We start from the raw sequence: 22,803 nt of genomic DNA, 5'->3' as shown, positions 1-22,803 counted from the left end.
CCAGACCTTGCGGTCCGGAGCGCTATTCATGCACCTTTGGAGGATCTAAGCGGCAGACTTGTCGCCTTCGATCAATTTTGGCTTACGGCCTTTAGCCGGAGCGCCGATTTCAATCTTGCGCGGCTTTTTCGCTTCTGGCAACTCACGAACCAGTTCAATTCGCAAAAGACCGTTCTTCAGCTCTGCTCCGGTGACGATCACATGATCTGCGAGTTGGAAGCGGCGAAGGAAGCCACGCTCGGCAATGCCACGGTGCAGGAACTGGCGTTCTTCTGCATCTTCGACAGGAGCTTTGCGGCCTGCAACGGTAAGGAGGCCATCTTTGGTTTCAATCTCAAGGTCTTCTTCACCAAAGCCAGCAACTGCGATTTCGATCGCGAATTCATCATCAGCAACGCGCTCAATATTATAAGGCGGGTAGCCCTGTGCGCCATCAAGGCGGGCAGCGTTGTCGATCATATTGGCCATACGGTCAAAGCCAACCATGGTGCGGTAAAGGGGGGTCAGATCAATCGTACTCATGTGTACAGTCCTTTCACTAGCAACTGTGTGCTGCAGGCGGTCTGACAGCCTATGCAGCGAGGGTTCGGAGCGTCTGTATATCCAGCCCGACCATCGGCACTGGCAGATTTTCCGGTCCCGACCCGCTTGGCAGCGCCGGAACATGACGTATGTGGAGAGGGCAAACGGGCGATTCAAGCCCTTAATGGAGAGAGATGATGAAACGTATCCTGATTGGCGGCGTGGCCGCATTGGCTTTGGCGGCTTGTGGCGGCGCAGAAGAGCCGACGGTTCCAGAGGTTGAAACACCGCCTGCTGAGGCACCTGTTGCTGAAGTTGAAGCGCCAAGTGCGATGGAGACCGTTCTGGCGGGCGCATGGCGTAGCGATGCCGAGAAGGCCCGCGATACTTGGCGGAATCCAGCAGAAACGCTGGAATTCTTTGAGGTTGATGCCGATGATACCGTCGTAGAGATCTGGCCGGGTGGTGGCTGGTACACCAATATCCTGGCCCCGTATCTGGCAACCGGCGAGGGTACGCTGATTGCGGCTATTTGGGATGTGAATGTCTTTGAAGGTGACCGCCGTACCCGGATTGAAGAACGCATTACTGAGTTCAAGGCCAAGTATGAGGCTGATCCCGAAACCTTCGGAACACTCGAATACAGCGCATTTTCAGCTGAATCTGGTCCTCTGGCAGAGGCTGGTAGTGTTGATGCCGTCCTGACCTTCCGCAATGTCCACAATTGGATGGGCGGGGATTATACGGCGAAATTCTTCACTGACGCCTATGATGCCCTGAAGCCGGGCGGCGTTCTGGGTGTGGTTGAGCACCGTTTGCCCTCCACCGCTGAGCAGGACCCGCGGGGTAGCACGGGTTACGTCCATGAGGACTTTGTGAAGGCTCTGGCTGTGGCTGCCGGATTTGAGTTCGTTGAAGCGAGCGAGATCAATGCCAACCCGGCTGATACGGCTGATCACCCATTTGGGGTTTGGACCTTGCCCCCGGTTAGCCGCACCGCAGACCGTGAAGGCAATACACCTGAAGGTTTTGATGCGGCGACCTATGAAGCGATTGGCGAGTCCGACCGCATGACATTGAAGTTCCGCAAGCCTGCGGAATAAGCGGTTTATGAAAGGCTGGATCGGTTCGGCTTAGAATCGGTCCAGCAACCGCTCGAGGTATTCACGCTCTTCTTCATCAATCGTGTCGCCATAGCGTCGGCGGAGTTCTTCAAGAATATCCAATGCGCGCTGGCGTTCGAGTTGGTCAGGGATATCAACGTCACTGTCTGAGCCAATGCCGCCATTTGGTGAGCGACCGAATGGGTCGCTGCCACCGGGTTCCGTGCCATTGCCGAATTGCTCACCAAGACGTGCGGCGCGTAGAGCATCCAATTCTGCGGCGAGGTCTTCTGCGAGGTCGCGTAGCTGCTCTGTTGCATTTTCCTGATTGCGCAGAGCCCGTAGCTCATTGCCTTCTTCCAGAGCATTTCCAGCGCGGCGCTGAGCCCGTTCAATCGCCTCCAGAGCATCTTCATCAACGATGCCGCCTGCACCAAACTCACCATTCTCTGAACGCTCAATCAGGCGATCCACCAGATCAGCCAAACGGTCTTGTTGTTCCGCCAAACTTTGCTCACCTGAGCCACCCGGCGCTTCCGATCCTGGTCCTTGACCACCGGGCTGGTTGTTTTGTCCTTGTTGCCCCTGACCATTACGCTCGCCGCGTTGCTGCGCGAGTGTTTCGTCATTGAGATTACGCTGTTGGCGGAGAATGTCCGAAAGCTCACGCATTGTATCGGACAATTCGCGCTCTTCCTGCGGGACGTTTTCATCCTCTGAACCATCGCCCTGTTGTCCGGGCAGGCCGGGCATTCCATCACCGCCAGCGCCGCCTTGTTGGAAATTCAGGTTTTCCAGCATGTTCGTGATGTCAGATAGCAATTGTCTTGCCTGATCAGCGGCTCCGGTTTCAGCCAGCTCTTCCAGAGCATCAAGCATGTCGGCAAAGTCCTGCCCGCCAAGGTTTGGTCCCTGACCACCAGCAGCGCCATCCTGAGGTTGCTGCGGTGCGGCCAATCCATTGGCCATCGCTTCAGCCATCCGGGCCGCCAGGTAATTCATCGCGGCCTGACGAAAGGCTTCGGTCAGGCGCTGAATTTCCTCTTCACTCGCGCCATCGCGCAAGGCTTCTTCCAGAGCATTCCGCGCCGCCAGAAGGCGTGCATAGGCATCTGCCGATGTGCCATACTCAGCGCGCAAGCTGACCGCCCAAAGCATCTCATCCAGAGCCTTTGAGGTTTCGGTATTGCTGGCGGCTTCGATCTCCCGCATAGCGGACCGCAAGCTGGTATAGACCAGCAAGTCACGGATATAGTCTGGTGTGCCATAGGTAATGGCATCAAGCATCAGGTGCCCGCGCTGGATGCCTTCCGGGGCCGTCCCCAGGCGCTGAGTCGCCGAGGTGTAAAAAGCGCCAGAGACGAGTGAATCGGTATGCTCTGGCAGGGTGTCGTAGGGATTATCCTCTCGCAAGAGGGTTACCCGGGCGTCCTGAATCGCTTTGGCCAGCGGTTGTAAAAGCAGCTTTGATGGAAGAATAAACTCGTACGTGTCGCTGACACCCATTTGGCCCGCGGCATCCGTAGCGACGAGATTGACAATAACGCGTGAGCCAGCCCAGCGATTACGGGTTAAATCTATGCTATCGCGTTTGGTCAGCTCGGTCGGGTTCAAGGCACCGAGTTCAATCGGGATAAGATCTGGCGCGCGGGTTGGATCACTCTCTGGCCGGATGGCAAGCTCAAGCTTGGCGACGCCATAGTCATCCTCAATGGCCCAGGTGAACTCGGTCTCATCATTCTCGCCAAGGGTCGGCATGGAGACAAAGAGGGTTTTGGGCGGATTGTCTGGCGCAGTACGTATCGTCCAGCTTTGGCGTTCACCCCACCAGCGCACGGACAGCGTGGTGTTTGTCTTGAGGGTCGCAGTGACTTCAAAAGCGCCATCGGGTGTTGCTGCGAATGGGAGGGTTTCACGACGCTGTCCATCCAGGCGCAGTTTTGGTGCCGATGGAGCCTGTGCCCTTACCGTTACGACTGACCCGGCAGGAACCTCTAGGGTGTTTTCATCGCGATCCAGAAAGATCGGTGCCCGCCCGCTATAGTCTGGCGGGGTAATCCAGGCTTCGATCCGGATATTCTCAGCGCCCAGCAAGCTGCCATAATCCGGGCTGAAAGCCTTGCTGAGGCGATCAAGGCTGCCCGTGCCATTGGCCACAAGCAGGCTGATTATTGCAGCGGGCAGGATTGCGCGGAACATGAAAGGGTCTGCGCGTCGCCAGATGTCCCGGAAGGTTGGAACTTTCAGGCGGCGAATGGCATCGGTCAGGCGTTGCTCATGAGCCCGCCAGAGCATGACCCCTTCAGCTTCTGGTCTGGCCGGGCGATCCTGAAGGCTGCTGAGTGGGCGCAGGTCAGATTGGTGGTCGAGTTCGCGAACGGCATCATTACGGTTTGGGCCACGATAGTGCCGCAGGCCACGCAGGGCCGTGATCAGCGCGAAGATCAGAAAGGCAAGAGTTGATAAGGCTGCCAGCTTGGTCGGCAGACGTTCATGCAAACCCAAGAGTGCCAGACACAGGAAAGCAGCGCATGCTGCGATAAAAGGCCAGAATGACCGCCATACAGCGATATCCCGCAACCGCCGATAGGTTCGGGCGATGCGGCTTTTCACGCCGGGAATGCGGTTCAGGTCAGCCAATCGGGTATCTGCTCCAATGCCATCATCTCTTCAAAACTGGGGCGCTTACGGATCACGGCGAACTTGTCACCATCGACCAGAACTTCGGCCACCAGAGGACGAACATTGTACTGACTGGAGAGCACAGCGCCATAGGCTCCAGATGACATAAAGGCAATGCGTTCACCCGGGGCGAGTTCCGGCATCTCACGCTGAGCCGCAAACTTGTCGGTCGACTCACAAATCGGGCCGACAATGTCATAAGTCGCGCTCGGATGGTCTGCACCGGGTTCATTCAGCGGGATGATATCATGATGGGCCTGATAAAGGGCCGGGCGCATCAGGTCATTCATGCCCGCATCGACAATCAGGAACGTCCGGTCCGGGGCTGGTTTGTGATAGAGTGTTTCACTGATCATAATACCGGCATTGCCGGCGATGACACGCCCTGGCTCTAGGATGACCTGAAGTCCGAGATTGCCGGTCACTTCGGCAATCATCTGCGCATAGTCAGATGGCGGGGCAGGATTATCATCAGCCTTGTAAGGAATTCCCAGCCCCCCGCCGAGATCGACACGGGTGAGGTCATGGCCCTGTTCGCGGAGGAACTTGACGAGGCCAATGGTCTTCTCAAACGCCGCGCGCATCGGGGCAATGTCACCGATCTGCGAGCCAATATGCACATCAACGCCAACCGCATTGATACCGGGCAGCGCTTTTGCCTGATGGTAGAGTTCCGGGGCATCGGCCCATGGTACACCAAATTTGTCGCCAGCTTTACCGGTTGAGATGTTGGGATGACCGCCAGCGGCGACATCCGGGTTCACGCGCAAGGCCACAGGCGCAACCTTGCCCATGGAGAGGGCGACTTCGGACAAGGTCAGCAGTTCTGCGCCGCTTTCGACATTGAACTGGTGAATGCCTTCACGCAGGCCCAGCGCCATTTCCTCACGGGTTTTGCCAACCCCGGAAAAGACGATTTTCGAGGCGGGGATACCTGCCTTGCGCGCCTTCAACAGCTCGCCACCGCTGACGACATCTGCGCCACAGCCTTCAGCAGCGAGCGTTTTCAATACCGCAATATTGCCATTGGCCTTGACCGAGTAAGCGATCAGGCAGTCCTGGCCATCAAACGCGCCCTGAATAACTTTCGCATGACGGCGCAAGGTCGCGCTGGAATAGACATAGACAGGTGTGCCAACTTCATCAGCGATGGCATGCAGGTCTACATCCTCGCAATGGAGGCGACCGGATTTGTAATTGAAATGGTGCAAACGCTTCTATCAGCCGGGGCTGACCTCCGTCATGCCTTCTTCTTCGACATCAATATCGGGAGCGGGTTTGGGAATTTCCCCGCCGAGCGAGTTGTAATAGGTCCGTCCTTGCTCAAAGTTTAGCTCAGCTATCCGGGCTGGAGCATCAACAGGCACAAGGGCTTCCTCAGTTGGCGGATCAGAAAGGATTGGCGGTGGACGTTCCAGCCCCCCACGCAGGCCACAGCCAGCAAGAGCGGTGAAAGCTGAAAAAGCGATGGCTGTCTTGATCACTGTCTTCATATCTTAAGACTCCATTCCTAACCGTTGTATCCATTGCTCGACCTGTTCGCGGACACGGACAGGCGAGGTTCCACCATAGCTTTGCCGTGAGGCGACGGAAGCTTCAACAGTCAGAACCGAAAAAACGTCATTCGTAAGGCGGGGTTCCACCTTTTGCATTTGTTCCAGGCTGAGTTCTGGTAGATCTATATTGTTCTGTTCGGCCAGGGCGACGAGGCTGCCTGTTACATGGTGGGCATCGCGGAATGGCATTTTCAGTTCGCGTACCAGCCAGTCGGCGAGATCTGTTGCAGTAGAGAAGCCTTTGGCGGCGGCTGCGCGCATATTCTCTGGCTTGAACGTCATGGTTTCGATCATGCCGGACATAGCCGCTGTGCACAGGCCAAACGTATCGAAAGCGGTAAAGGTCAGGGTTTTGTCGTCCTGCAAATCCTTGGCATAGGCAAGCGGCAGGGCTTTGACTGCGCCTTGCAGTGAGGCGAACTGTCCAGCGATCAGGCTGGCTTTGGCGCGAATTAGTTCGGCGGCATCGGGATTACGCTTCTGTGGCATGATGGAAGAACCCGTCGACCAGGCATCTGACAGGCTGGCAAAGGCAAATTGTGCGCTCGTCCAGAGAACGATCTCTTCGGCAAGGCGAGAGAGATGGGTTGCGGCGATGGCCAGGGCACTCATCGCTTCGAGCGCAAAATCACGGGCGGAAACAGCATCAAGGGAGTTGGCCATCGGGCGGTCGAAGCCGAGGGCTTCAGCCGTCATTTCGCGGTCAATCGCAAAACCTGTTCCAGCAAGGGCCGCGGCGCCCAAGGGGCTCTCATTGAGACGAGCAGCGCAATCGGCAAGCCGCGAGCGATCCCGCTCAAACATCTCGACATAGGCGAGCAGATGATGGCCAAGTGTGACGGGTTGGGCGGTTTGCAGATGCGTGAAGCCCGGCATCACAGTTTCGGTTTCGGCGCCTGCTCTTGAGACGAGCGCGGTTTGAAGCTGTTTCAGGCCACGGCTGGCCTCAGTCAGTGCGCCGCGCGTCCACAGGCGAAAATCGGTCACCACCTGATCATTGCGTGAGCGCGCGGTGTGCAGGCGGCCGGCAGGCTCGCCGACAATTTCTTTCAAGCGTGCCTCAACATTCATATGAATGTCTTCAAGCTCGACCCGATAGGGGAAAGTGCCTGCCTGCACTTCAGAGACGATTTGATCGAGACCGCCCTGAATGGCTTCATTATCTTCAGCGGTAATGATCTCTTGCTCGGCCAGCATATCAGCGTGGGCGCGGCTGCCGGCAATATCTTCGCGAACCATACGCTTATCGACATCGATCGAAGCATTGATCGATTGCATGATATCGGAGGGCTGTGCGGCGAAGCGTCCGCCCCACATTTGCTGGCCTTTTTGAGTCTCATTCGCCATATGCGCTCAAACCTGTCTTTGCTTAAAGGACGCGCCCGATATGGACCGCCTGTTACGTTACGCCATTCCGACTATGGTTGTCGGACTTCTTCTCGGATTGCTCTACGTTGTGTTTAGCGGATCGCAAGAGGGGGGCAACCGCGACCCAATTGCTAAATTTGCCAAGGGGACACTGGTCAAGCTCGATACAAGTGAGCGCGGCGACCTCGCACCCGACGCTCCTTTTACGGATGTGAATGGTGAGACTGTGACCCTGCAAGACTTTGAGGGACAGGTTATTCTGGTAAACTTCTGGGCGACGTGGTGCGGGCCATGTGAGCGGGAAATGCCGTCTTTGGCGGCCCTGCAAACAGCACGTGGCAGCGACAGGTTCAAAGTGGTTGCGATCAGTGTCGATAGCCAGGAGGATCGCGACTATGCGATACGGCGTCTGGCTGAGCTTGGCGGGGAAGGGGTACTCGACTTCTATCACGCACCGCCAGAAGCCTGGGATGTTGTCTATGATAGCGGCGCGCGGCGCGGTTTCCCGACAACCGTCATTTATGATGCGAGCGGGACAAAGCTTGCTTTGCTGGCTGGTGAAGCAGATTGGGCCAGCTATGAAGCGATTGGTTTGATTGACGCGATTTTGGGGATGCAGCCCTAATCCAGGTCAAAGGCGAACAAGAGCGTGCGTTGTTTCTCGTTGAAGTTGTTATCTGAAATCAGCCAGAGCCTCGTTTTCCCCTCGGGAGATTGGCCAAAGGCGATGCCTTCAAAATTGTCGACAGGCAGGGGCGGCTTGAGCGTTGCGCTTGCCATGAGATCGCCACTCTTGTGCACTTTGACTTTGGTGCGGTTCCCGCGGACGGGATCGTAAGCGCGGTAAAGGTCAGCATAGCCCCATTCTGTGAAGTCCGCTCCGGTTAGCGCGTATAATTCGCCCGGATCGACAAACATAAAGTCACTCAGCTCACCGGTTTCCAGCAGTAACGCATTTGGTGATCCCTTATTGGTCTTCATTTCAAAACCAACATGGAGCTCACTACCAAGGCTCAGCGCTTCTGCGCCGCGATTATCCGGAACACTTTGACCCTCTATTTTGACATTCAGGTCTGCGACCTTTGCGGCGAGGGCACCAACCCCGCAGCCTTCAAGGTCAAATGCTTTGATGCGGTGGTTGCGTTCGAAGCTGACCAGAGCGAGGCCATCCTTGAACGCAAGCCCCTCAGCATCGCCCTTACGTTTCCCAGAGAGATAGCTGCCGTCAGCGCCTTTCATGTAACCGATAGAGCCTATGCCATCAGGGGTGCCGGTTTCAGGATCTATGCCGATCCAGACCCATGCGCCTGCATCACTAATGGCAAGAAGTGAGCCACTGCGCAGCGTATCAAGGCCTGACAGGCCACCAAAGTTCGGGTCATCGGCTGTGAGGTGCCAAGCCCCGGCGAAGCTCATTCCGTTAAGGGCCTCAGCCTGCGCTTCGATCGGCCCACGATCAATTTCAGTGGCGGTGATAGACAGCGATTGTGCCCGCTCGAAAGCGGTGCCTTTCGGGCAAGAGGCTGCTCTTAATGCTGGCGCTGCGGTTTCAAAACGCCATGGAGCGGTTGCTTCGATCTGAGTTTCAGCTGCTTGAGACGTTTGGACGTCTTTTGCCTCTGGTGCTGCGCAGGCAGTTAAGCCAAGCCCTAAGCAAATGAGCGCAATCCGCATATCCGTCTCCGATTCGTCTGTCTGCCGTCTATAGCCTGCAAACCGTGGCAGGTTGATGACAGGTCTAGCTGGCTGTGCGAACCGCGTCCGCGACGCTTTCGACCACTTCATCCATCAGCTTGGCATCTTCAGCCTCAGCCATGACGCGGACGAGTGGTTCTGTACCAGACTTGCGAATAACGAGACGGCCTGATTTGCCGAGGCGGGTTTCCGCGTCTGTGATGGCGGTCTTCACGCTTTGCGTTTCAAGCGGATCTTTGTTCTTGTAGCGCACATTAACGAGCTTCTGCGGAACCTTGTCGAAGACATGCGCCAAATCAGACAGGGGTTTTCCTGTCTCCACCATGACGGCCAGAACTTGCAATGCTGCCATCAAACCGTCACCCGTGGTGGAATAGTCTGACATCACGATATGGCCAGACTGTTCGCCGCCGAGATTGAAACCGCCACTGCGCATCCGTTCGACGACATAACGATCACCGACTTTTGTGCGTTCAAGGCTGATGCCGAGGCTTTCAAGATGCTTCTCAAGGCCGAGATTGGACATGACTGTCGTGACAACGCCATCTGTGCTGAGCAGGCCGGATTTTTTCCAGTGGCCAGCGATCAGGCCGATAAGCTGATCCCCGTCGACTTCATGGCCATTCTCATCAATGATGATGCAGCGATCAGCATCGCCATCAAGCGCGATACCAATATCCGCGCGATAGGTTTTGACGGCTTCTTTCAGGGCATCAGTGTCTGTAGAGCCGACTTCCTGATTGATGTTAAAGCCGTTTGGCTCGACCCCGATCTTGAAGACTTCTGCGCCTAACTCATACAGCGCTGCAGGGGCGACTTTGTACGCTGCGCCATTCGCGCAATCGACGCAGACGCGAAGACCGGCAAGACGCATACGCTTGGGAAAGCTGGCCTTGACGATTTCAACATAGCGTGCCTGCGCATCATCAATGCGTTTCGCGCGGCCAAGGTCTTCTGGCGCGGCGAGCTTGTCATCCAGCGCGCGGTCCATGCGAGCTTCGATTTCCAGCTCGATCTCATCAGAGAGTTTATAGCCATCCGGCCCGAACAGCTTGATTCCATTGTCTTTAAAATTGTTATGGCTGGCAGAGATCATGACACCGAGGTCCGCCCGCAGGGAGCGTGTCATCATTGCGACACCGGGGGTCGGCAGGGGGCCAAAAAGGGTTACATCCATGCCAACTGAGGTAAAGCCAGCCACCAGAGCAGGCTCAATCATATAGCCTGATAGACGGGTATCCTTGCCGATCACGACACTATGGCGGCGGGGACTGGTGGTTCTGAAATACTTGCCAGCAGCCATCCCCAATCGCATCGCGATTTCGGGCGTCATGGGCGGGGTATTGGCGGTGCCACGGATGCCATCAGTGCCGAAATATTTGCGTGTCATAGAGGCCTCCACGGCGAATTTATCAAACTATGCAGGCGCAATGCCATAGTTTGCAGGGCAATTCCAAGGGTGGATTATGTTGTTTGAATGGCATAGGGCTTGCTACGCTTATGTGATTGGGGAAGTGGAAGGAGCGCAGTATGCGTTTAAGAACTCTGATAACGGGCGGCGCGTTCGCCTTAATCCTTGGTGCCTGTGCCGGTTTGCCAGACGGCATGACGGTTGGCGAATACTGTGCCAACCCGGACAAAGCGGATGAAGCTGTTTGCCAGCTGAAAGTTGAAATTGATGGGCAGTCAACAGCCCTCGCAGATACCAATATGAGCCTGAGCAAAGCCAGACAGATGGCTGATGATGCCATGGCTGCTGCACAAAGCGCTCAGGCATCAGCCGATAGCGCGCAGGATACCGCCAATCGCGCACTTCGCCTTGGCCAGACAGCCATGCTGAAAGAAGAAGACCTGATTTGTAAAACCAATGTGATTCAGAAGTCTGATATTGGCACATGTGAGCCAGGTTATACGGTCATGGGCTGCACACAGACACGCTATACAACGCGTGCTGGCGGCCTGTCTTTCCTGCGCGAAGTCAATAGCGAGCAATGCCGTTTCAATAGCAAAGTGCTCGAAATGAATGTGCGTTGCTGCATGACAGCCCCAGTGCAGAAAGCGCTTAGCGTCCCCGCGCGTTAAGCCAACTTAAAGTCTTGAGGCGGCGCGGTCAGAGAATGGCCGCGCCGTTTTCATATCTGGTCCTCATCCTCGTCACATTCCGCAATAGTCTTTGCAATGACGAAACCTCTATCTGTTTAGTAGGCAGGCTTTCTCTGAACATCTCGGAAGTGGAGACGCGAGTATATGTGCGGTATTATTGGCATTCTAGGTCAGGCTGAACCAGCGGCTCCTCGTGTGGTTGAGGCGCTTCGCCGTCTTGAGTACCGGGGATATGATAGCGCTGGTATTGCAACGCTGAATAATGGCGATTTGGATCGCCGCCGCGCTGCGGGTAAACTCAAGAATCTGGAAGAGCTTCTGGCGGCTGAACCCCTGACCGGGACAACAGGCATTGGCCATACGCGCTGGGCAACCCATGGCGCGCCGACGACAACCAATGCGCACCCGCATGTCTCTGGACCCGTCGCACTGGTTCATAACGGAATTATCGAGAATTTTCGGACCCTACGCGGGGAGCTTGAGGGCAAGGGGCACAGTTTTGAAACTGAAACAGACACTGAAACCGTTGCGCATCTGATTGCCGCACAACTTGCAGAGGGCCAGTCACCTAAGGCGGCGGTGCAGACCGCTCTGAAACGTCTGGAAGGCGCATTTGCTCTGGGAATACTATTCAAAGGCGAACAGGATTTGATGATTGGCGCGCGTAAAGGCTCGCCTTTGGTTATCGGCGTTGGCGATGGGGAGATGTTCCTTGGCTCTGACGCACTTGCGGTTGCGCCGTTTACGAACCGGGTTGTTTATCTCGAAGAAGGCGACTGGTGTGTCCTGACCCGTGAAAGCTATGAGGTTTTTACGGAAAAAGGGGAGGCTGTGACCCGGCCTGTCTCTATCGTCCAAGGCGCAGGTGCGACAGTTGAGAAGGGCAATTATCGCCACTTCATGCAGAAGGAAATCTTCGAGCAGCCGGACAGCGCAGCCCGCACGATTGGTGCTTATGTCAATGCGCTCGATCAGGCGATTGAGCTACCGGGTGATAATGGTGACGCGATAGATTGGGCTGAGATTACGCACCTGCATATGGTGGCGTGTGGGACGGCCTATTATGCAACTTGCGTTGCAGAATACTGGTTTGAGCAACTAGCCGGATTGCCGGTTAAAACCGATATTGCTTCGGAGTTTCGCTATCGCCAGCCGGCCTTGCCAAAGACGGGTGGCCTTGCGCTGTTCGTCAGTCAGTCTGGGGAAACTGCCGATACGCTCGCCGCGCTGCGCTATTGCAAAGAAGCGGGTCTGAAGACAGCTGCAGTTGTGAATGTGCCAACCTCGACAATTGCGCGAGAGGTGGATTTGGTTCTGCCAACCTTAGCCGGGCCTGAAATTGGTGTGGCTTCGACCAAGGCCTTTACCGCGCAATTGTGTGCTTTGGCTTCAGTAGCCGTTGCTGCTGGTCGGGCAAGGGGCACACTTTCACGCGATGCCGAAATACGACTAACAAAGGCGTTGACGGAACTCCCGCGCAAAATCTCTGAAACATTTTCCTTGGATAAAAAGATTGCCGGTCTTGCGCGCAATATGGCGAAAGCGCGGGATGTGATTTATCTGGGGCGCGGTGTTCATTACCCGATTGCGCTTGAGGGGGCTCTGAAGCTCAAGGAAATTAGCTACATTCACGCTGAAGGCTATGCTTCTGGGGAGCTGAAACACGGTCCCATTGCCTTGATTGACGAAGAGACCCCTGTTGTCTTCGTCGCGCCCTTTGATGGATTATTCGATAAATCGCTATCGAACCTGCAAGAGGTTGCCGCGCGTCGCGGGGAAGTTCTGCTCTTCTCCGATGCGGCTGGTTTGCGTGCAGCTGGGGATGCGCCAGCGCACCGCGTTGAGATGCCGGACTGCGACCCCTTTATTGCGCCGATCTTGTACAGCTTGCCGGTGCAAATGCTTGCTTATCATGTGGCGGTTGAGAAAGGCACAGATGTCGATCAGCCGCGTAATCTCGCAAAGTCTGTGACGGTCGAGTAAAACCCCTTCGCCTATAACCTAAAACGCCCGCGCCTGTTTTCAGGTCGCGGGCGTTTTCTGTGGGAGGGAGGAAACACGCTTAAACGATAGAGCCTGCCGTGAGCAAGGTCGTAGCAACGATGGCTACAGCGAGCGGAAGGGCAAGAGCAAAAGCGATCAGGCCCTGACGGGTTTCAGTGTGGGAGGAGACGCGCATGATTTTATCTTTCTTTGCTTTGCGGCGGGGTATTCCCCGTCCGTAAGGAGGATATAGCATCGCCTTGCAAAGAAATCAATGAATAATTTGAAAATTATTCAGCGTTCACGCTTTCGTGTATCTGGATCGGGACGGTAAGGCCCGCCAGAATAATGTCCATCACCCCGTCCAATTCACGCTCAAGCTGCGGTAAAGTCAGGCGAGACCAGAGCTGTGGATAGCGGAATTTCATGGTCGCTGACTGCATCATTTCCGCGATGAAGTGAGGGTTCTTCATCGGTGCGAAGATGCCTTCCGAGATGCCTTGCTCCAGGATTTGCACCAGATAAACACGCTCTTGTGCCAATTCCTCATTGGCAAAAGTTGGCCGCTCATTCGCCAGAACTTCGGCGACTTCGAGAATTTTTGCATCCTTGTCGAGCTTCTCAAACGTCGTTTTCAAAGCGCTATGGTGAAAATTACGCATTTTCTCCAGTGCATTACCCTTACCGCGGGCCAGTGCAGCATTCGCGGCATTGATCTCCATATTCAGCTTGCGCGCCATTGCCTCGGCAATGTCGATCTTCGAAGCGAAGAATCGATAGATGTTTCCAGCTGACATACAGCAGTCGCGGGCAATTTCAGCCATCGTCGTCTTGCCATAGCCATAGTGCTTTATGCGCTCCATAGCGGCGTCAAGAATCTGCTGGCGGGTATCGGTTTTGTCGTTCATAAGGTCCCACATAAGGGAAATTCGTGAATGATCAACGAATTGTTCAGTTACAAGATCGTGAGATTGCAGAGAGCGTGGCGTAGATGACACAAGTATCAGAGGCGACAAAGGGTACACTCGGGGTCCTTGGCGGGGGTGCCTGGGGGACAGCTCTGGCTGTCAGCGGTCAGGCCGGAGGCAATACGGTCCGGCTGTGGGCGCTTGAACCGGAAGTGGCCGAGGCGATGTCCGAAGGGCGCGGGAACCCGCTTTATCTGCCTGGTTTAAAACTGCCAGCGATCGAGAGCTCTACGGAACTGGCGACCCTTGCGGGATGTGATGCTATTCTTGCGGTTGTTCCGGCCCAATTTGCCCGAACCACATTTCAACAACTGGCCCCACATATTGCCGAGGGTACACCGATCCTTTTGTGCGCAAAGGGCATCGAGCGGGACACGCTGTCTCTTCAAACCGATGTGCTGCGCGAAACAATTCCCCACGCCGTACCGGCGGTCTTGTCAGGGCCAAGTTTTGCAGCCGATGTCGCGCGGGCTTTGCCGACAGCCGTAACACTGGCCTGCGAAGATGAGGCACTTGGGCAGCGGCTTATGAAGATGATCGGTCAGCCAAGCTTCCGACCCTATTGGTCGAATGATCTGATTGGCGCGGAGGTTGGCGGCGCTGTGAAGAATGTTCTCGCGATTGCTTGTGGCATTGTTGAAGGCTTGCAGCTTGGCAAATCCGCGCATGCCGCTTTGATCGCGCGGGGCTTTGCCGAGATGACGCGTCTTGGCGTGGCCTTGGGTGGACGCGCTGAAACGCTGGCGGGGTTATGTGGCCTTGGCGATCTGGTGCTGACCTGTTCCTCAACGCAGTCGCGCAATATGAGTTTTGGCAAGGCCTTGGGGGAAGGGCGCAGTGCCGGAGCGATTCTGGCGGAACGCCGCGCCGTGACCGAGGGTGTTGCAACCGCACCAGCAATGGTTCAGGTCGCTGCGCGCGCGGGCATCGATATGCCAATCTGTAGCGCCGTAAATGATATTCTGTCAGGCGATGCGAGCGTTCAGGACGCCATGAGTGCTCTGCTCGCCCGTCCCTTCCGTGGAGAGTAGGGCTGCTACTTGCTTTTCGATTGAGCTTTCAGGTGTTGTTCAACACGGTCATAGAGGCTCTTTCGATTAAGCGCTTCCTGTAACCCGGTGAGGGCCGCGATGATGTTGCCCGCCTCTTCATTTAATTCCTCAGATGCTGCCTCAAAGGCCTGCCATAGAGGGTAGAGTTCGCGTGCTAATGCTTCACCTGTTGATGTTAGCTGCAAGTCTTTCTGCCGGGCATCGTCCGGGTTTTGCCTAGCTTCAATAAGGTTCGCGGTTTCCAGGGACTTCCGCACCTTGCTGATCGAGACATGTGAAACACCGAGCGCTTTTGCCAGGCTACTGACACTCATCTGTCCGTTCAGCATCAGTTGATTGATCACACCAAACCATTTCTGTTCAAACGCCTTATTGTGATCAGTATAGATCTGATTGGCATCACTATCGATGATCGAAGAGAGCTGTCGCAGACGTTTTCCGATTGCGGTCTTGTCTTCAAATCCGGTCATGCAGCGTTCCTTCTGAAGAATTAATATGACATATATGTACCCGATTACATATATTGCGTAGTCAGGTACATATATAGCAAGAGGTTGGCTTATGATAAACCGAAGAGTGTTTCTGGGCGCGGGGAGCGCCTCAGTGGTTATCGGCGGGGCTGCGGCATCCCAAGAGGGCGGGGCGTATGGTGGCACGGACCGCAGGCAGTACATTATCAACGCGAACATGGTTCTGACACCGATAGTTGGCGAGCCTCTATCTGCGGATGACCTGGATCTGATCAAGTCCACAGGACTGACTGCTTTCAAGCAATCCCTTGGTGGGAGTGGGATGTCTTATGAAGAGACGATAGCCCATATCGAGGCTGTGGATGAGGTGTTTAATATCAATCCGGATGTCTTCTTGAAGGTGCAAAGCTTTACCGATCTCAAGCGGGCCTATGACACAGGCAGGATTGGCATCATCTACTCGTTTGAAAGCGCGAAAATGTTTCAGGATGATCTCTCGCGCATTGTTGAATTTGCAAAGCGTGGTGTACGGATCATGCAGCATGGATACAATCAGACGAATAAGCTAGGCGCTGGGGTGATGTCGGTAAATGGACCGCTGGGCCTCACCGAACGCGGACGCGAAGCCACCACAATTATGGAGCAGGCCAAAGTCTTGATCGACCTTAGCCATGCGCACGAACAGACAGCTCAGGATATTCTTGCAATCGCGACCCGGCCCCTTGCCATCACGCACGCTGGATGTGCGAGTGTGCATGAACACCCTCGAAATAAAAGCGATTCGTTATTGAGGGCGGTTGCAGAAACAGGCGGTGTTTTTGGCTTGTATGAGATGAGTTACCTGACACCTGACCTGGAACAGCAATCGCTGGAGGCGTTTCTACGTCATATCGATCATGCGGTGAATGTTTGCGGAATTGAGCATGTCGGGATTGGCAGTGACACACCGTTTGTCGGGTTTGATACCAGTCCAGAGAGTTTGGCCTTCTGGGCCAAAATCACCAAAGAAAGGCAGGAGAAAGGGATTGCCGCGCCGGGTGAAGGGCCGCCACCTTATGTTGAGGGGTTGAATGGGCCGCATAAAATGGTTGCTTTGGGGGAAGCGCTGCAGAAGCGAGGCTATACCGCAGCACAGGTCGACAAAATTCTGGGTCAGAATTTTGCTCGTTTGTTTGAAGCGGTTTGGACCTGAGGCATTCAGGGGTGTTGTGAAGGGGGGACATGTGCTTTCTGGCGGGTGAGAAGAGACAACCCAACGGAGCCAGTCCCATGCCCCTATATTTGATCAATGCCCGCGACAAAGCTGATAGTCTGGCCTTACGGCAGGCGACCCGTGAAGCGCATCTGGACTATGCCCGTGGCGCTCTGGATCAGATTCAGGTCGCCGGACCCATCCTTAATGCGGCGGGGGAGATGGCGGGATCAACCTTTATCATTGCGTTTGATACGCTTTCTGAAGCTGAGCTGTGGGCCGCGAATGACCCATATGCTCAGGCCGGCTTGTTTGATCGCGTTGAAGTGACCGAGTTCAAATGGCTGATCGGGGATGGCAAGAAGCCGGACTAGGGTATCCCAGCCTGGCTCTAAACATCTTCGAAAAGATCCAGCTAATGCAGGCTGCCAGCGCCATTCGCGGCAAGGCTTTGCGCCTGTGCGATCCACTGTTCACGGCCTACACGGCCTTTGAAAGAGAGATAGTCATCAATCCAGGCGGCTTCGTCTTCGTCCCAATGGGCGATCTGGCGGAAATGGTAGATGCCGAGATCGTTCAGCTTTGCTGAAAGCTTTGGGCCGATGCCTTTAATCCGGGTCAGGTCGTCTGGTGACCCTTCTGGCGCAGTCAAGCTAAGTGGGCGCTTTACTGGCTCTTCGTCTTTAACCGTAGGTGGCTTAGTGCCTTGATCAACGGTCTCAAACGCAGCGGTCATCACCATATTGCCGCGCTGCATACGATCAAACCAGTCGACAAGTGCCGAACCGGTTGTGGTGTTCGGCACATGTGTCCAGGCTGGCATACCAGACAACAGGCGGGCCATGTTTTGCCAGTGGCGCAGGTTCAGGTCTGACATCATCCGCAGGAGATCAGTTGTGACTGTATCTTCGGCAGGGTCTGTTTCAGAGGGGGTAATAGGATGAAGCTTGCTCATTCGCTCCATCCACAGGGAGCCAGCATCACGGCTGAAATCGCGCCATGCGGCAACGCTTTCCATCCAGTATTCAACCGGGGTGATCGGAGCATCATCTTCTGGGAGGTTTTCGCCGGACATGCCAGTCTCCATTATTATTGTGCAGTGCAACATAATCGAAAAGTTTCCCCTGCGCAAGGTCTTGCGGATTGTCTGCTCCTTTCCACTGACACATTCGCAGATTAGACAGGTGGCATGAGTGATTCTGGCAATCCATCGACGGGCTCGGTGCTGGTGTTTGACAGCGGTATGGGCGGTTTGACCATTGCGCGTGAAATTATGGCTCTGGCCCCTGGTCTGGCGGTCGATTATGCGGCTGATAGTGGGTTCTTTCCATATGGAGACAAATCTGATGCGGCTTTGACAGCGCGTCTGCCAGCGGTTGCCCGCGCTTTGGTGGAGCAGGCTCGACCAGATGTGTTCGTGATTGCCTGTAATACTGCGAGTACGTTGGCGCTCGAGGCAGTGCGTGACGTTCTGGATATTCCTGTGGTTGGAACAGTACCAGCGATTAAACCTGCGGCTGGGCAGAGTGAGACAGGCGTGATTGGCCTCCTCGCGACGCCAGGAACCGTTCGGCGCGCCTATACAGCGCGGCTGATCGCCGAGTTCGCCAAGAAGACAAAAGTCATCATGCATGGCTCGGTTGAGCTGGTGCAGCTCGCTGAAGAGCAAGCCAGCGGGCAGGCTGTTGCGCTGGAAGCATTTCGCAAGGCTCAGCGGCCTTTGTTTGAAGCCGATGGCGGGGATCAAATCGATACGGTCGTGCTGGCTTGTACGCATTTTCCGCTTATTCGCGGCGAGTTGGCGGCAACGGTGCCACACCCGGTCAGTTTCGTGGACAGTGGTGAGGCGATTGCTCGTCAAACTTTACGGGTGATGCCAGTCCAGACGCTCTCCCCTGGCGCGCAGGGGGGGCGGGTTTTTCTAACGAGCGCGCCTGAAGGGCAGCCACGTCTTATAGAAGTCTGTCGGCGATTTGGGTTTTCCGATACGCAACTGTGTTCAGTGACATAAGGGCGTATATGACTGTAACAAATGTCGTATATGGGGACGATATGGCACGACTTTTTTTCAGTTCTTTAGTTGCATGTGTTTGGCTCGCGGCGTGTTCGCCAGCGGTTGATTTGAAGTCGATTCCTGATCAACCCGATAGCCCGCCAGTATTTGCGGGGGGCGATGATACTAAGATCCGCATTGTCGGATCGTCGACGGTTTCCCCTTTTGCAACGGCCGTCGCAGAACAATTCGGTGCGGTATATCCCTACCCAACCCCGATTGTTGAAACCACCGGGACGGGCGGCGGTTTCAAGGCTTTCTGCAATGGCCTGGGGCCAAATGAGCCGTCGATCACCAATGCGTCGCGCAAGGTCAAAGCTTCAGAGGTTGCTTTATGTGCCGAGCAAGGCGTGACCGATCTGCTTGAGATCAAGATTGGCTATGATGGTATTGTACTGGCCAATGCGAAAGGCGCACCGGAACTCGATCTCACAAAGGGGCAGATTTATCAGGCGCTTGCTGCAGAATTGCCAGATGGGCGAGGTGGCTGGGTTGAAAACCCCTATGAGCGTTGGCGTGAGATTGATGCGTCTTTGCCAGACTTGCCGATCCGGGTTTCCGGTCCACCGCCAACGTCGGGCACCCGCGATGCCTTTGTTGAGATTGCCATGGAGAAAGGCGCCGAAACCCTGCCTGAACTTGCTGCGCTAAAGGTGAGTGATCCGGATATGTTTGAACGCCGCGCGCATACAATTCGCAATGATGGCGCATGGATTGATAGTGGCGAGAATGACAGCTCGATTGTTCAGACCCTACTCGGTGATGAAGCAAGTATCGGGGTATTGGGGTTTTCCTTCCTGGAACAGAACCTTGACCGGCTGCAGGGTGCGCGCATTGGCGGCATTCCGCCCGAGTTCAACCGGATCGCCAGCGGGGATTATGGTATCTCGCGGAGTATGTACCTCTATGTGAAGAAGCAGAATGTGCCACTGGTCCCCGGATTAGGGGCTTACCTGGCAGAGTTCACCCATGAGGATGCCTGGGGCATGGAGGGGTATCTGCTGTCAAAAGGCCTCATCCCGCTGCCAGAAGCGCAACGTGTCGCCGAGCGAGAAGAGGCTCTGAATTTGATCGCTATCGACCCTGTACTGGATTAAAGGTCGTTGCCGTCATCCTCGATCGGGGTGATCTTCAGGCGGGTGATCTGATTGCGTTTTTTCAGAACAATATCAAAGCGGTGTCCGTAAAAGGCAAAGCGCTGTCCCGGCTCCGGGATGGTTTGGGCCTCATGGATAACGAGGCCTGCGACGGTAACCGCTTCCTCGTCGGGAAGCTCCCAGCCTGTCGCCCGGTTCAGATCACGAATAGTGACCCAGCCATCGGTTTCCACAGCGCCATCCTCAAAGCTTTTCACACCCTGAACCACAACATCATGTTCATCGCGAATGTCACCGACAATCTCTTCCAGAATATCTTCCAGCGTCACGAGGCCTTGTAGGGCGCCATACTCATCAACGACGAGGGCAAAGTGGCTGCGTTGCTTGAGGAAGAGGTCAAGCTGGTCTTCGGCGCGGGTGGTTTCCGGGATAAACCATGGGTCACGGCAAACGCCCATAATGTCGACTTTTGCAGCATTGCCGCCCTCGGCGATCACGGCACGCAGCAGGTCTTTAACGTGCAGGACGCCAACAATTTCTTCCTGGTCCCCACGATACAGCGGCAGGCGTGTATGCGGACTGGAGAGGGCCTGACGAATGATAATCTCGGCGGGCTGATCAGCATTGATCATGAAGATATTCTTGCGGTGGATCATCACCTCTTCGACCGTCATATCCTTAAGGTCGAGTGCGCCGACGAGGCGATGCCGGTTCTTGGCATCAAGACCTTCTTCAGAATGGTGCAGGTCAATCGTGCCGCGAATATCATCTTCTGCCGTCACGCCATCATCTGGCGGTTTTACGCCGACAAGGCGCAGGGTAGCGTTCACGATGGATTGGATAACCACGACGATCCAGCTGGCGCTGGCCACCAGCCAACTGATCGGGGTTGAGACCGAGCGGGCCATATTGTCTGGCCGGGTAATCGCATAGGTCTTGGGGAGTACCTCAGCAAAGACCAGCACGAGAACGGTCATCATAGCGGTCGCCATGGCGACACCAGAGTCGCCAAACAGGTCGATAAACAAGGCCGATGCCAGTGCAGTGGCAAGAATATTGACGAGGTTATTGCCCAGTAGGATCGCGCCAATCAGGCGTTCGCGGTTGGAAATCAGCTTGTTGACCAAGCCCGCGCGCGGATCACCTTCTTTTTCAAGCTGGTGCATGCGCGACCGGCTGGCCGCGGTAAGTGCTGTTTCGGATCCGGAGAAAAAGGCCGACATCCCGATCAGGATCAGGATGGTAATTGCAGTGCCGATAATCATCAGCTTTTCGAAAGCTCCTCTGCAAGGAAAGATTGAACATCGGAGAGGTCCGCGTTCGGGTGAATAAAGGATTGGCCGATGCCACGAGCAAGGATGAGCGGCACACGGCCTGCACGAACTTTCTTGTCCTGTTTCATCGCTTCGGTCAGGCCTGGGGCATCATAGGGACCGCCCGGCATGGCCGCGAGTTTTGTGGTCATACCCGCGGCGACGAGCAGCTTTTCAGCCCGATCAGCCTGCGCCTTGTCTGTAAGGCCAATGCGAACGGAATAGTTCAGCGCGAGCACCATGCCGAGCGCAACAGCTTCGCCATGCAGGACGCTGGATCGGTACTGGTTCTGGGCCTCAACCGCATGGCCAAAGGTATGGCCAAGGTTAAGCAGGGCACGCACGCCGCCTTCGCGTTCATCCTGAGCGACGACGCGGGCTTTAGCCTGACAGGACTTGGCAACCGCCTCTGCAATGGCAGCCGGTTCTAGGTCGACAACAGCGCGACCCTGATTCTCCAGCCAATCAAAGAAGTCCGGATCATCGATCAGGCCATATTTGACCACTTCAGCATACCCGGCGAGGCGTTCGCGCTCTGGCAGTGTTTTCAGCAGAGCTGTGTCTGCGAGGACCAGTTTGGGCTGATGGAAGGCCCCGATCAGATTCTTGCCTTGCGCCGCATTCACTGCGGTTTTTCCGCCAACCGAACTATCAACCTGAGCGAGCAGGGTCGTGGGCACCTGTACCAGTGACATGCCGCGCTTCATCAAAGATGCGGCCAAACCTGTAAGGTCACCGATAACCCCGCCCCCAAAGGCGATCAGAATATCATCGCGTCCAGCGCCAGCGCCAAGTAGCCAGTCGAGGACGGCGCCAAGCTGGGTCCAGTTTTTAGTACTCTCGCCAGGGGGCACCGTCATCACATGCGGTGTAATCTGCGCAGTGTTCAGGCTCTCTTCGAGCGCTCGCAAGTGTAGCTTCGCGACGGTTTCATCCGTCAGGATGAAAGCGCGCGGCTGCTTAATATACGCCATCAGGCGCTGTCCCAGGGTTGGGAGCAAGTTGTGACCAACCAGAATTGGATAGGCGCGGCTGCCAAGATCGACAGTGACCGTAATGGGCTGGCTCATGCTGTGGGCTTCCATGCTTTTAGCGCCTCGATGATCTTATCAACAGTCATGTTGTGGGGGCCATCGACACTGGGGACGATCAGGTCGGCTTCCTCATAGATCGGGCGGCGCGCTTCCAACAGGTCCGTCAACACACCTTTGGGGTTCGCGCGCTTGAGGAGTGGGCGGTGCGTTCGCTTCGAAACGCGTTTCCATAAGGTCTCAAGATCGGCATTCAGCCAGACAGTGATTGCCTTCTCTCGCATCAAGGCGCGTGTATCCGCATTGAGGTAAGCCCCGCCGCCGGTTGCCAGAATATGCGGCGGGCCATCCAGAAGCCGCTCAAGTACGCGTTGTTCGCCGCGCCGGAACTCCGCTTCGCCGTGCAGAGCGAAAATGTCGGATACAGACAATCCGGCGGCTTTTTCAATCTCGTCATCACTATCAAAGAAAGGGCGGCCCAACGCCTCTGCCAGCCGGCGACCGACGGTCGACTTTCCCGCGCCCATCAGGCCGACAAGCGCAATCGTCCTGTCTTGCCAGCTTGCCTTAGTGTGGTCAGATTTATTTATACTTGATGGGTCTTCGGGCATCGTC

Annotated in this window: 22 protein-coding genes; 9 read left to right on the top strand and 13 right to left on the bottom strand. The window is 55.7% G+C overall.

The annotated features are described in order from the left end of the window. Nucleotides 1-45: 45 nt before the first annotated feature. Nucleotides 46-522, bottom strand: coding sequence for an Hsp20 family protein (locus RYZ27_RS10380; RefSeq protein WP_406679436.1), 477 nt, complete (start codon nucleotides 520-522; stop codon nucleotides 46-48). Nucleotides 523-719: 197 nt separating this feature from the next. On the opposite strand from RYZ27_RS10380, the gene RYZ27_RS10375 reads away from it, so the two are divergent. Further along, nucleotides 720-1,625: a class I SAM-dependent methyltransferase gene (locus RYZ27_RS10375; protein ID WP_406679435.1), complete on the top strand. Its 906-nt coding sequence runs from the start codon at nucleotides 720-722 to the stop codon at nucleotides 1,623-1,625. A gap of 30 nt (nucleotides 1,626-1,655) precedes the next feature. Here RYZ27_RS10375 and RYZ27_RS10370 read toward each other — a convergent pair whose 3' ends face one another. Genes RYZ27_RS10370 through argH form a run of 4 tightly spaced genes read right to left on the bottom strand, consistent with a single transcriptional unit; the run spans nucleotide 1,656 to nucleotide 7,210 of the window. After that, nucleotides 1,656-4,265 carry a DUF4175 domain-containing protein gene (locus tag RYZ27_RS10370; protein WP_406679434.1) on the bottom strand — a complete coding sequence of 870 codons (2,610 nt, stop codon included), beginning with the start codon at nucleotides 4,263-4,265 and terminating at the stop codon, nucleotides 1,656-1,658. After that, the gene (gene lysA / locus RYZ27_RS10365; protein WP_406679433.1) at nucleotides 4,253-5,518 is read right to left on the bottom strand and encodes a diaminopimelate decarboxylase; all 1,266 of its coding nucleotides are present in this window, start codon (nucleotides 5,516-5,518) and stop codon (nucleotides 4,253-4,255) included. The genes RYZ27_RS10370 and lysA overlap by 13 nt, the downstream gene beginning before the upstream one ends. Nucleotides 5,519-5,527: 9 nt before the next feature. Then, nucleotides 5,528-5,800 (bottom strand): lipoprotein, encoded by a 273-nt coding sequence (locus RYZ27_RS10360; protein ID WP_406679432.1) that lies wholly within the window; start codon nucleotides 5,798-5,800, stop codon nucleotides 5,528-5,530. A gap of 3 nt (nucleotides 5,801-5,803) precedes the next feature. After that, complete coding sequence (argH, locus tag RYZ27_RS10355; RefSeq protein WP_406679431.1) at nucleotides 5,804-7,210, bottom strand: argininosuccinate lyase; 1,407 nt, start codon at nucleotides 7,208-7,210, stop codon at nucleotides 5,804-5,806. Nucleotides 7,211-7,250: 40 nt separating this feature from the next. On the opposite strand from argH, the gene RYZ27_RS10350 reads away from it, so the two are divergent. Beyond that, a complete protein-coding gene (locus RYZ27_RS10350) occupies nucleotides 7,251-7,856 on the top strand; it encodes a TlpA family protein disulfide reductase (RefSeq protein ID WP_406679430.1) in 606 nt (201 codons plus the stop codon). Here RYZ27_RS10350 and RYZ27_RS10345 read toward each other — a convergent pair. Together RYZ27_RS10345 and glmM are read right to left on the bottom strand one after the other, a co-directional pair. Further along, nucleotides 7,853-8,905: an esterase-like activity of phytase family protein gene (locus RYZ27_RS10345; RefSeq protein WP_406679429.1), complete on the bottom strand. Its 1,053-nt coding sequence runs from the start codon at nucleotides 8,903-8,905 to the stop codon at nucleotides 7,853-7,855. The genes RYZ27_RS10350 and RYZ27_RS10345 overlap by 4 nt on opposite strands. A 64-nt stretch (nucleotides 8,906-8,969) precedes the next feature. Then, nucleotides 8,970-10,316, bottom strand: coding sequence for a phosphoglucosamine mutase (gene glmM / locus RYZ27_RS10340; protein ID WP_406679428.1), 1,347 nt, complete (start codon nucleotides 10,314-10,316; stop codon nucleotides 8,970-8,972). Nucleotides 10,317-10,456: 140 nt separating this feature from the next. Here glmM and RYZ27_RS10335 point away from each other — a divergent pair, with 140 nt between their 5' ends. Together RYZ27_RS10335 and glmS are read left to right on the top strand one after the other, a co-directional pair. Beyond that, nucleotides 10,457-11,008 (top strand): hypothetical protein, encoded by a 552-nt coding sequence (locus RYZ27_RS10335; protein WP_406679427.1) that lies wholly within the window; start codon nucleotides 10,457-10,459, stop codon nucleotides 11,006-11,008. Nucleotides 11,009-11,173: 165 nt separating this feature from the next. Continuing rightward, a complete protein-coding gene (glmS, locus tag RYZ27_RS10330; protein WP_406679426.1) occupies nucleotides 11,174-13,012 on the top strand; it encodes a glutamine--fructose-6-phosphate transaminase (isomerizing) in 1,839 nt (612 codons plus the stop codon). Nucleotides 13,013-13,302: 290 nt separating this feature from the next. On the opposite strand, the gene RYZ27_RS10325 is transcribed toward glmS, so the two are convergent. Continuing rightward, a complete protein-coding gene (locus RYZ27_RS10325; RefSeq protein WP_406679425.1) occupies nucleotides 13,303-13,920 on the bottom strand; it encodes a TetR/AcrR family transcriptional regulator in 618 nt (205 codons plus the stop codon). Nucleotides 13,921-14,003: 83 nt separating this feature from the next. Between RYZ27_RS10325 and RYZ27_RS10320 the strand changes: the two genes are divergently transcribed. After that, nucleotides 14,004-15,011 (top strand): NAD(P)H-dependent glycerol-3-phosphate dehydrogenase, encoded by a 1,008-nt coding sequence (locus RYZ27_RS10320; RefSeq protein WP_406679424.1) that lies wholly within the window; start codon nucleotides 14,004-14,006, stop codon nucleotides 15,009-15,011. A 5-nt stretch (nucleotides 15,012-15,016) separates the two neighbouring features. Here RYZ27_RS10320 and RYZ27_RS10315 read toward each other — a convergent pair whose 3' ends face one another. Continuing rightward, entirely contained in the window at nucleotides 15,017-15,502 is a 486-nt protein-coding gene (locus RYZ27_RS10315; RefSeq protein WP_406679423.1) for a MarR family winged helix-turn-helix transcriptional regulator, read from the bottom strand. 91 nt (nucleotides 15,503-15,593) lie between these two features. Between RYZ27_RS10315 and RYZ27_RS10310 the strand changes: the two genes are divergently transcribed. Beyond that, entirely contained in the window at nucleotides 15,594-16,694 is a 1,101-nt protein-coding gene (locus RYZ27_RS10310; RefSeq protein WP_406679422.1) for a dipeptidase, read from the top strand. A gap of 77 nt (nucleotides 16,695-16,771) precedes the next feature. Next, nucleotides 16,772-17,068, top strand: coding sequence for a YciI family protein (locus tag RYZ27_RS10305; protein ID WP_406679421.1), 297 nt, complete (start codon nucleotides 16,772-16,774; stop codon nucleotides 17,066-17,068). 41 nt (nucleotides 17,069-17,109) lie between these two features. Here RYZ27_RS10305 and RYZ27_RS10300 read toward each other — a convergent pair whose 3' ends face one another. Next, nucleotides 17,110-17,769, bottom strand: coding sequence for a hypothetical protein (locus RYZ27_RS10300; RefSeq protein ID WP_406679420.1), 660 nt, complete (start codon nucleotides 17,767-17,769; stop codon nucleotides 17,110-17,112). A gap of 114 nt (nucleotides 17,770-17,883) precedes the next feature. Between RYZ27_RS10300 and murI the strand changes: the two genes are divergently transcribed. Beyond that, the gene (murI, locus tag RYZ27_RS10295; RefSeq protein WP_406679419.1) at nucleotides 17,884-18,705 is read left to right on the top strand and encodes a glutamate racemase; all 822 of its coding nucleotides are present in this window, start codon (nucleotides 17,884-17,886) and stop codon (nucleotides 18,703-18,705) included. A gap of 110 nt (nucleotides 18,706-18,815) precedes the next feature. Next, on the top strand, nucleotides 18,816-19,844 hold the full coding sequence (locus RYZ27_RS10290) for a substrate-binding domain-containing protein (protein WP_406679418.1): 1,029 nt from the start codon (nucleotides 18,816-18,818) through the stop codon (nucleotides 19,842-19,844). Here the strand turns inward: RYZ27_RS10290 and RYZ27_RS10285 are convergent. Genes RYZ27_RS10285 through RYZ27_RS10275 form a run of 3 tightly spaced genes read right to left on the bottom strand, consistent with a single transcriptional unit; the run spans nucleotide 19,841 to nucleotide 22,799 of the window. Continuing rightward, nucleotides 19,841-21,109, bottom strand: coding sequence for an HlyC/CorC family transporter (locus RYZ27_RS10285; protein WP_406679417.1), 1,269 nt, complete (start codon nucleotides 21,107-21,109; stop codon nucleotides 19,841-19,843). The genes RYZ27_RS10290 and RYZ27_RS10285 overlap by 4 nt on opposite strands. Next, nucleotides 21,109-22,227 carry a 3-dehydroquinate synthase gene (aroB, locus tag RYZ27_RS10280; protein WP_406679416.1) on the bottom strand — a complete coding sequence of 373 codons (1,119 nt, stop codon included), beginning with the start codon at nucleotides 22,225-22,227 and terminating at the stop codon, nucleotides 21,109-21,111. The genes RYZ27_RS10285 and aroB overlap by 1 nt, the downstream gene beginning before the upstream one ends. Beyond that, the gene (locus RYZ27_RS10275) at nucleotides 22,224-22,799 is read right to left on the bottom strand and encodes a shikimate kinase (RefSeq protein ID WP_406679415.1); all 576 of its coding nucleotides are present in this window, start codon (nucleotides 22,797-22,799) and stop codon (nucleotides 22,224-22,226) included. Before RYZ27_RS10275 ends, aroB begins: the two co-directional genes overlap by 4 nt. Nucleotides 22,800-22,803 lie beyond the last annotated feature (4 nt).

The organism is Hyphomonas sp. FCG-A18 (assembly GCF_045287255.1).
In the GTDB taxonomy this organism is placed as follows: domain Bacteria; phylum Pseudomonadota; class Alphaproteobacteria; order Caulobacterales; family Hyphomonadaceae; genus Henriciella.
The sequence above is the reverse complement of the archived record's forward strand: the minus strand, read 5'-3'. Positions and strand labels throughout refer to the sequence as shown.

What these genes read in the sequence shown, in the direction of transcription:
- argH (WP_406679431.1), bottom strand. Translation starts at nt 7,210, where the DNA reads ATGGCGAATGAGACTCAAAAAGGCCAGCAAATGTGGGGCGGACGCTTC.
- RYZ27_RS10305 (WP_406679421.1), top strand. Translation starts at nt 16,772, where the DNA reads ATGCCCCTATATTTGATCAATGCCCGCGACAAAGCTGATAGTCTGGCC.
- RYZ27_RS10380 (WP_406679436.1), bottom strand. Translation starts at nt 522, where the DNA reads ATGAGTACGATTGATCTGACCCCCCTTTACCGCACCATGGTTGGCTTT.
- RYZ27_RS10275 (WP_406679415.1), bottom strand. Translation starts at nt 22,799, where the DNA reads ATGCCCGAAGACCCATCAAGTATAAATAAATCTGACCACACTAAGGCA.
- glmM (WP_406679428.1), bottom strand. Translation starts at nt 10,316, where the DNA reads ATGACACGCAAATATTTCGGCACTGATGGCATCCGTGGCACCGCCAAT.
- RYZ27_RS10320 (WP_406679424.1), top strand. Translation starts at nt 14,004, where the DNA reads ATGACACAAGTATCAGAGGCGACAAAGGGTACACTCGGGGTCCTTGGC.
- aroB (WP_406679416.1), bottom strand. Translation starts at nt 22,227, where the DNA reads ATGAGCCAGCCCATTACGGTCACTGTCGATCTTGGCAGCCGCGCCTAT.
- RYZ27_RS10360 (WP_406679432.1), bottom strand. Translation starts at nt 5,800, where the DNA reads ATGAAGACAGTGATCAAGACAGCCATCGCTTTTTCAGCTTTCACCGCT.
- murI (WP_406679419.1), top strand. Translation starts at nt 17,884, where the DNA reads ATGAGTGATTCTGGCAATCCATCGACGGGCTCGGTGCTGGTGTTTGAC.
- glmS (WP_406679426.1), top strand. Translation starts at nt 11,174, where the DNA reads ATGTGCGGTATTATTGGCATTCTAGGTCAGGCTGAACCAGCGGCTCCT.
- RYZ27_RS10285 (WP_406679417.1), bottom strand. Translation starts at nt 21,109, where the DNA reads ATGATTATCGGCACTGCAATTACCATCCTGATCCTGATCGGGATGTCG.
- RYZ27_RS10315 (WP_406679423.1), bottom strand. Translation starts at nt 15,502, where the DNA reads ATGACCGGATTTGAAGACAAGACCGCAATCGGAAAACGTCTGCGACAG.
- RYZ27_RS10300 (WP_406679420.1), bottom strand. Translation starts at nt 17,769, where the DNA reads ATGTCCGGCGAAAACCTCCCAGAAGATGATGCTCCGATCACCCCGGTT.
- RYZ27_RS10350 (WP_406679430.1), top strand. Translation starts at nt 7,251, where the DNA reads ATGGACCGCCTGTTACGTTACGCCATTCCGACTATGGTTGTCGGACTT.
- RYZ27_RS10375 (WP_406679435.1), top strand. Translation starts at nt 720, where the DNA reads ATGAAACGTATCCTGATTGGCGGCGTGGCCGCATTGGCTTTGGCGGCT.
- RYZ27_RS10345 (WP_406679429.1), bottom strand. Translation starts at nt 8,905, where the DNA reads ATGCGGATTGCGCTCATTTGCTTAGGGCTTGGCTTAACTGCCTGCGCA.
- RYZ27_RS10310 (WP_406679422.1), top strand. Translation starts at nt 15,594, where the DNA reads ATGATAAACCGAAGAGTGTTTCTGGGCGCGGGGAGCGCCTCAGTGGTT.
- RYZ27_RS10335 (WP_406679427.1), top strand. Translation starts at nt 10,457, where the DNA reads ATGCGTTTAAGAACTCTGATAACGGGCGGCGCGTTCGCCTTAATCCTT.
- RYZ27_RS10325 (WP_406679425.1), bottom strand. Translation starts at nt 13,920, where the DNA reads ATGAACGACAAAACCGATACCCGCCAGCAGATTCTTGACGCCGCTATG.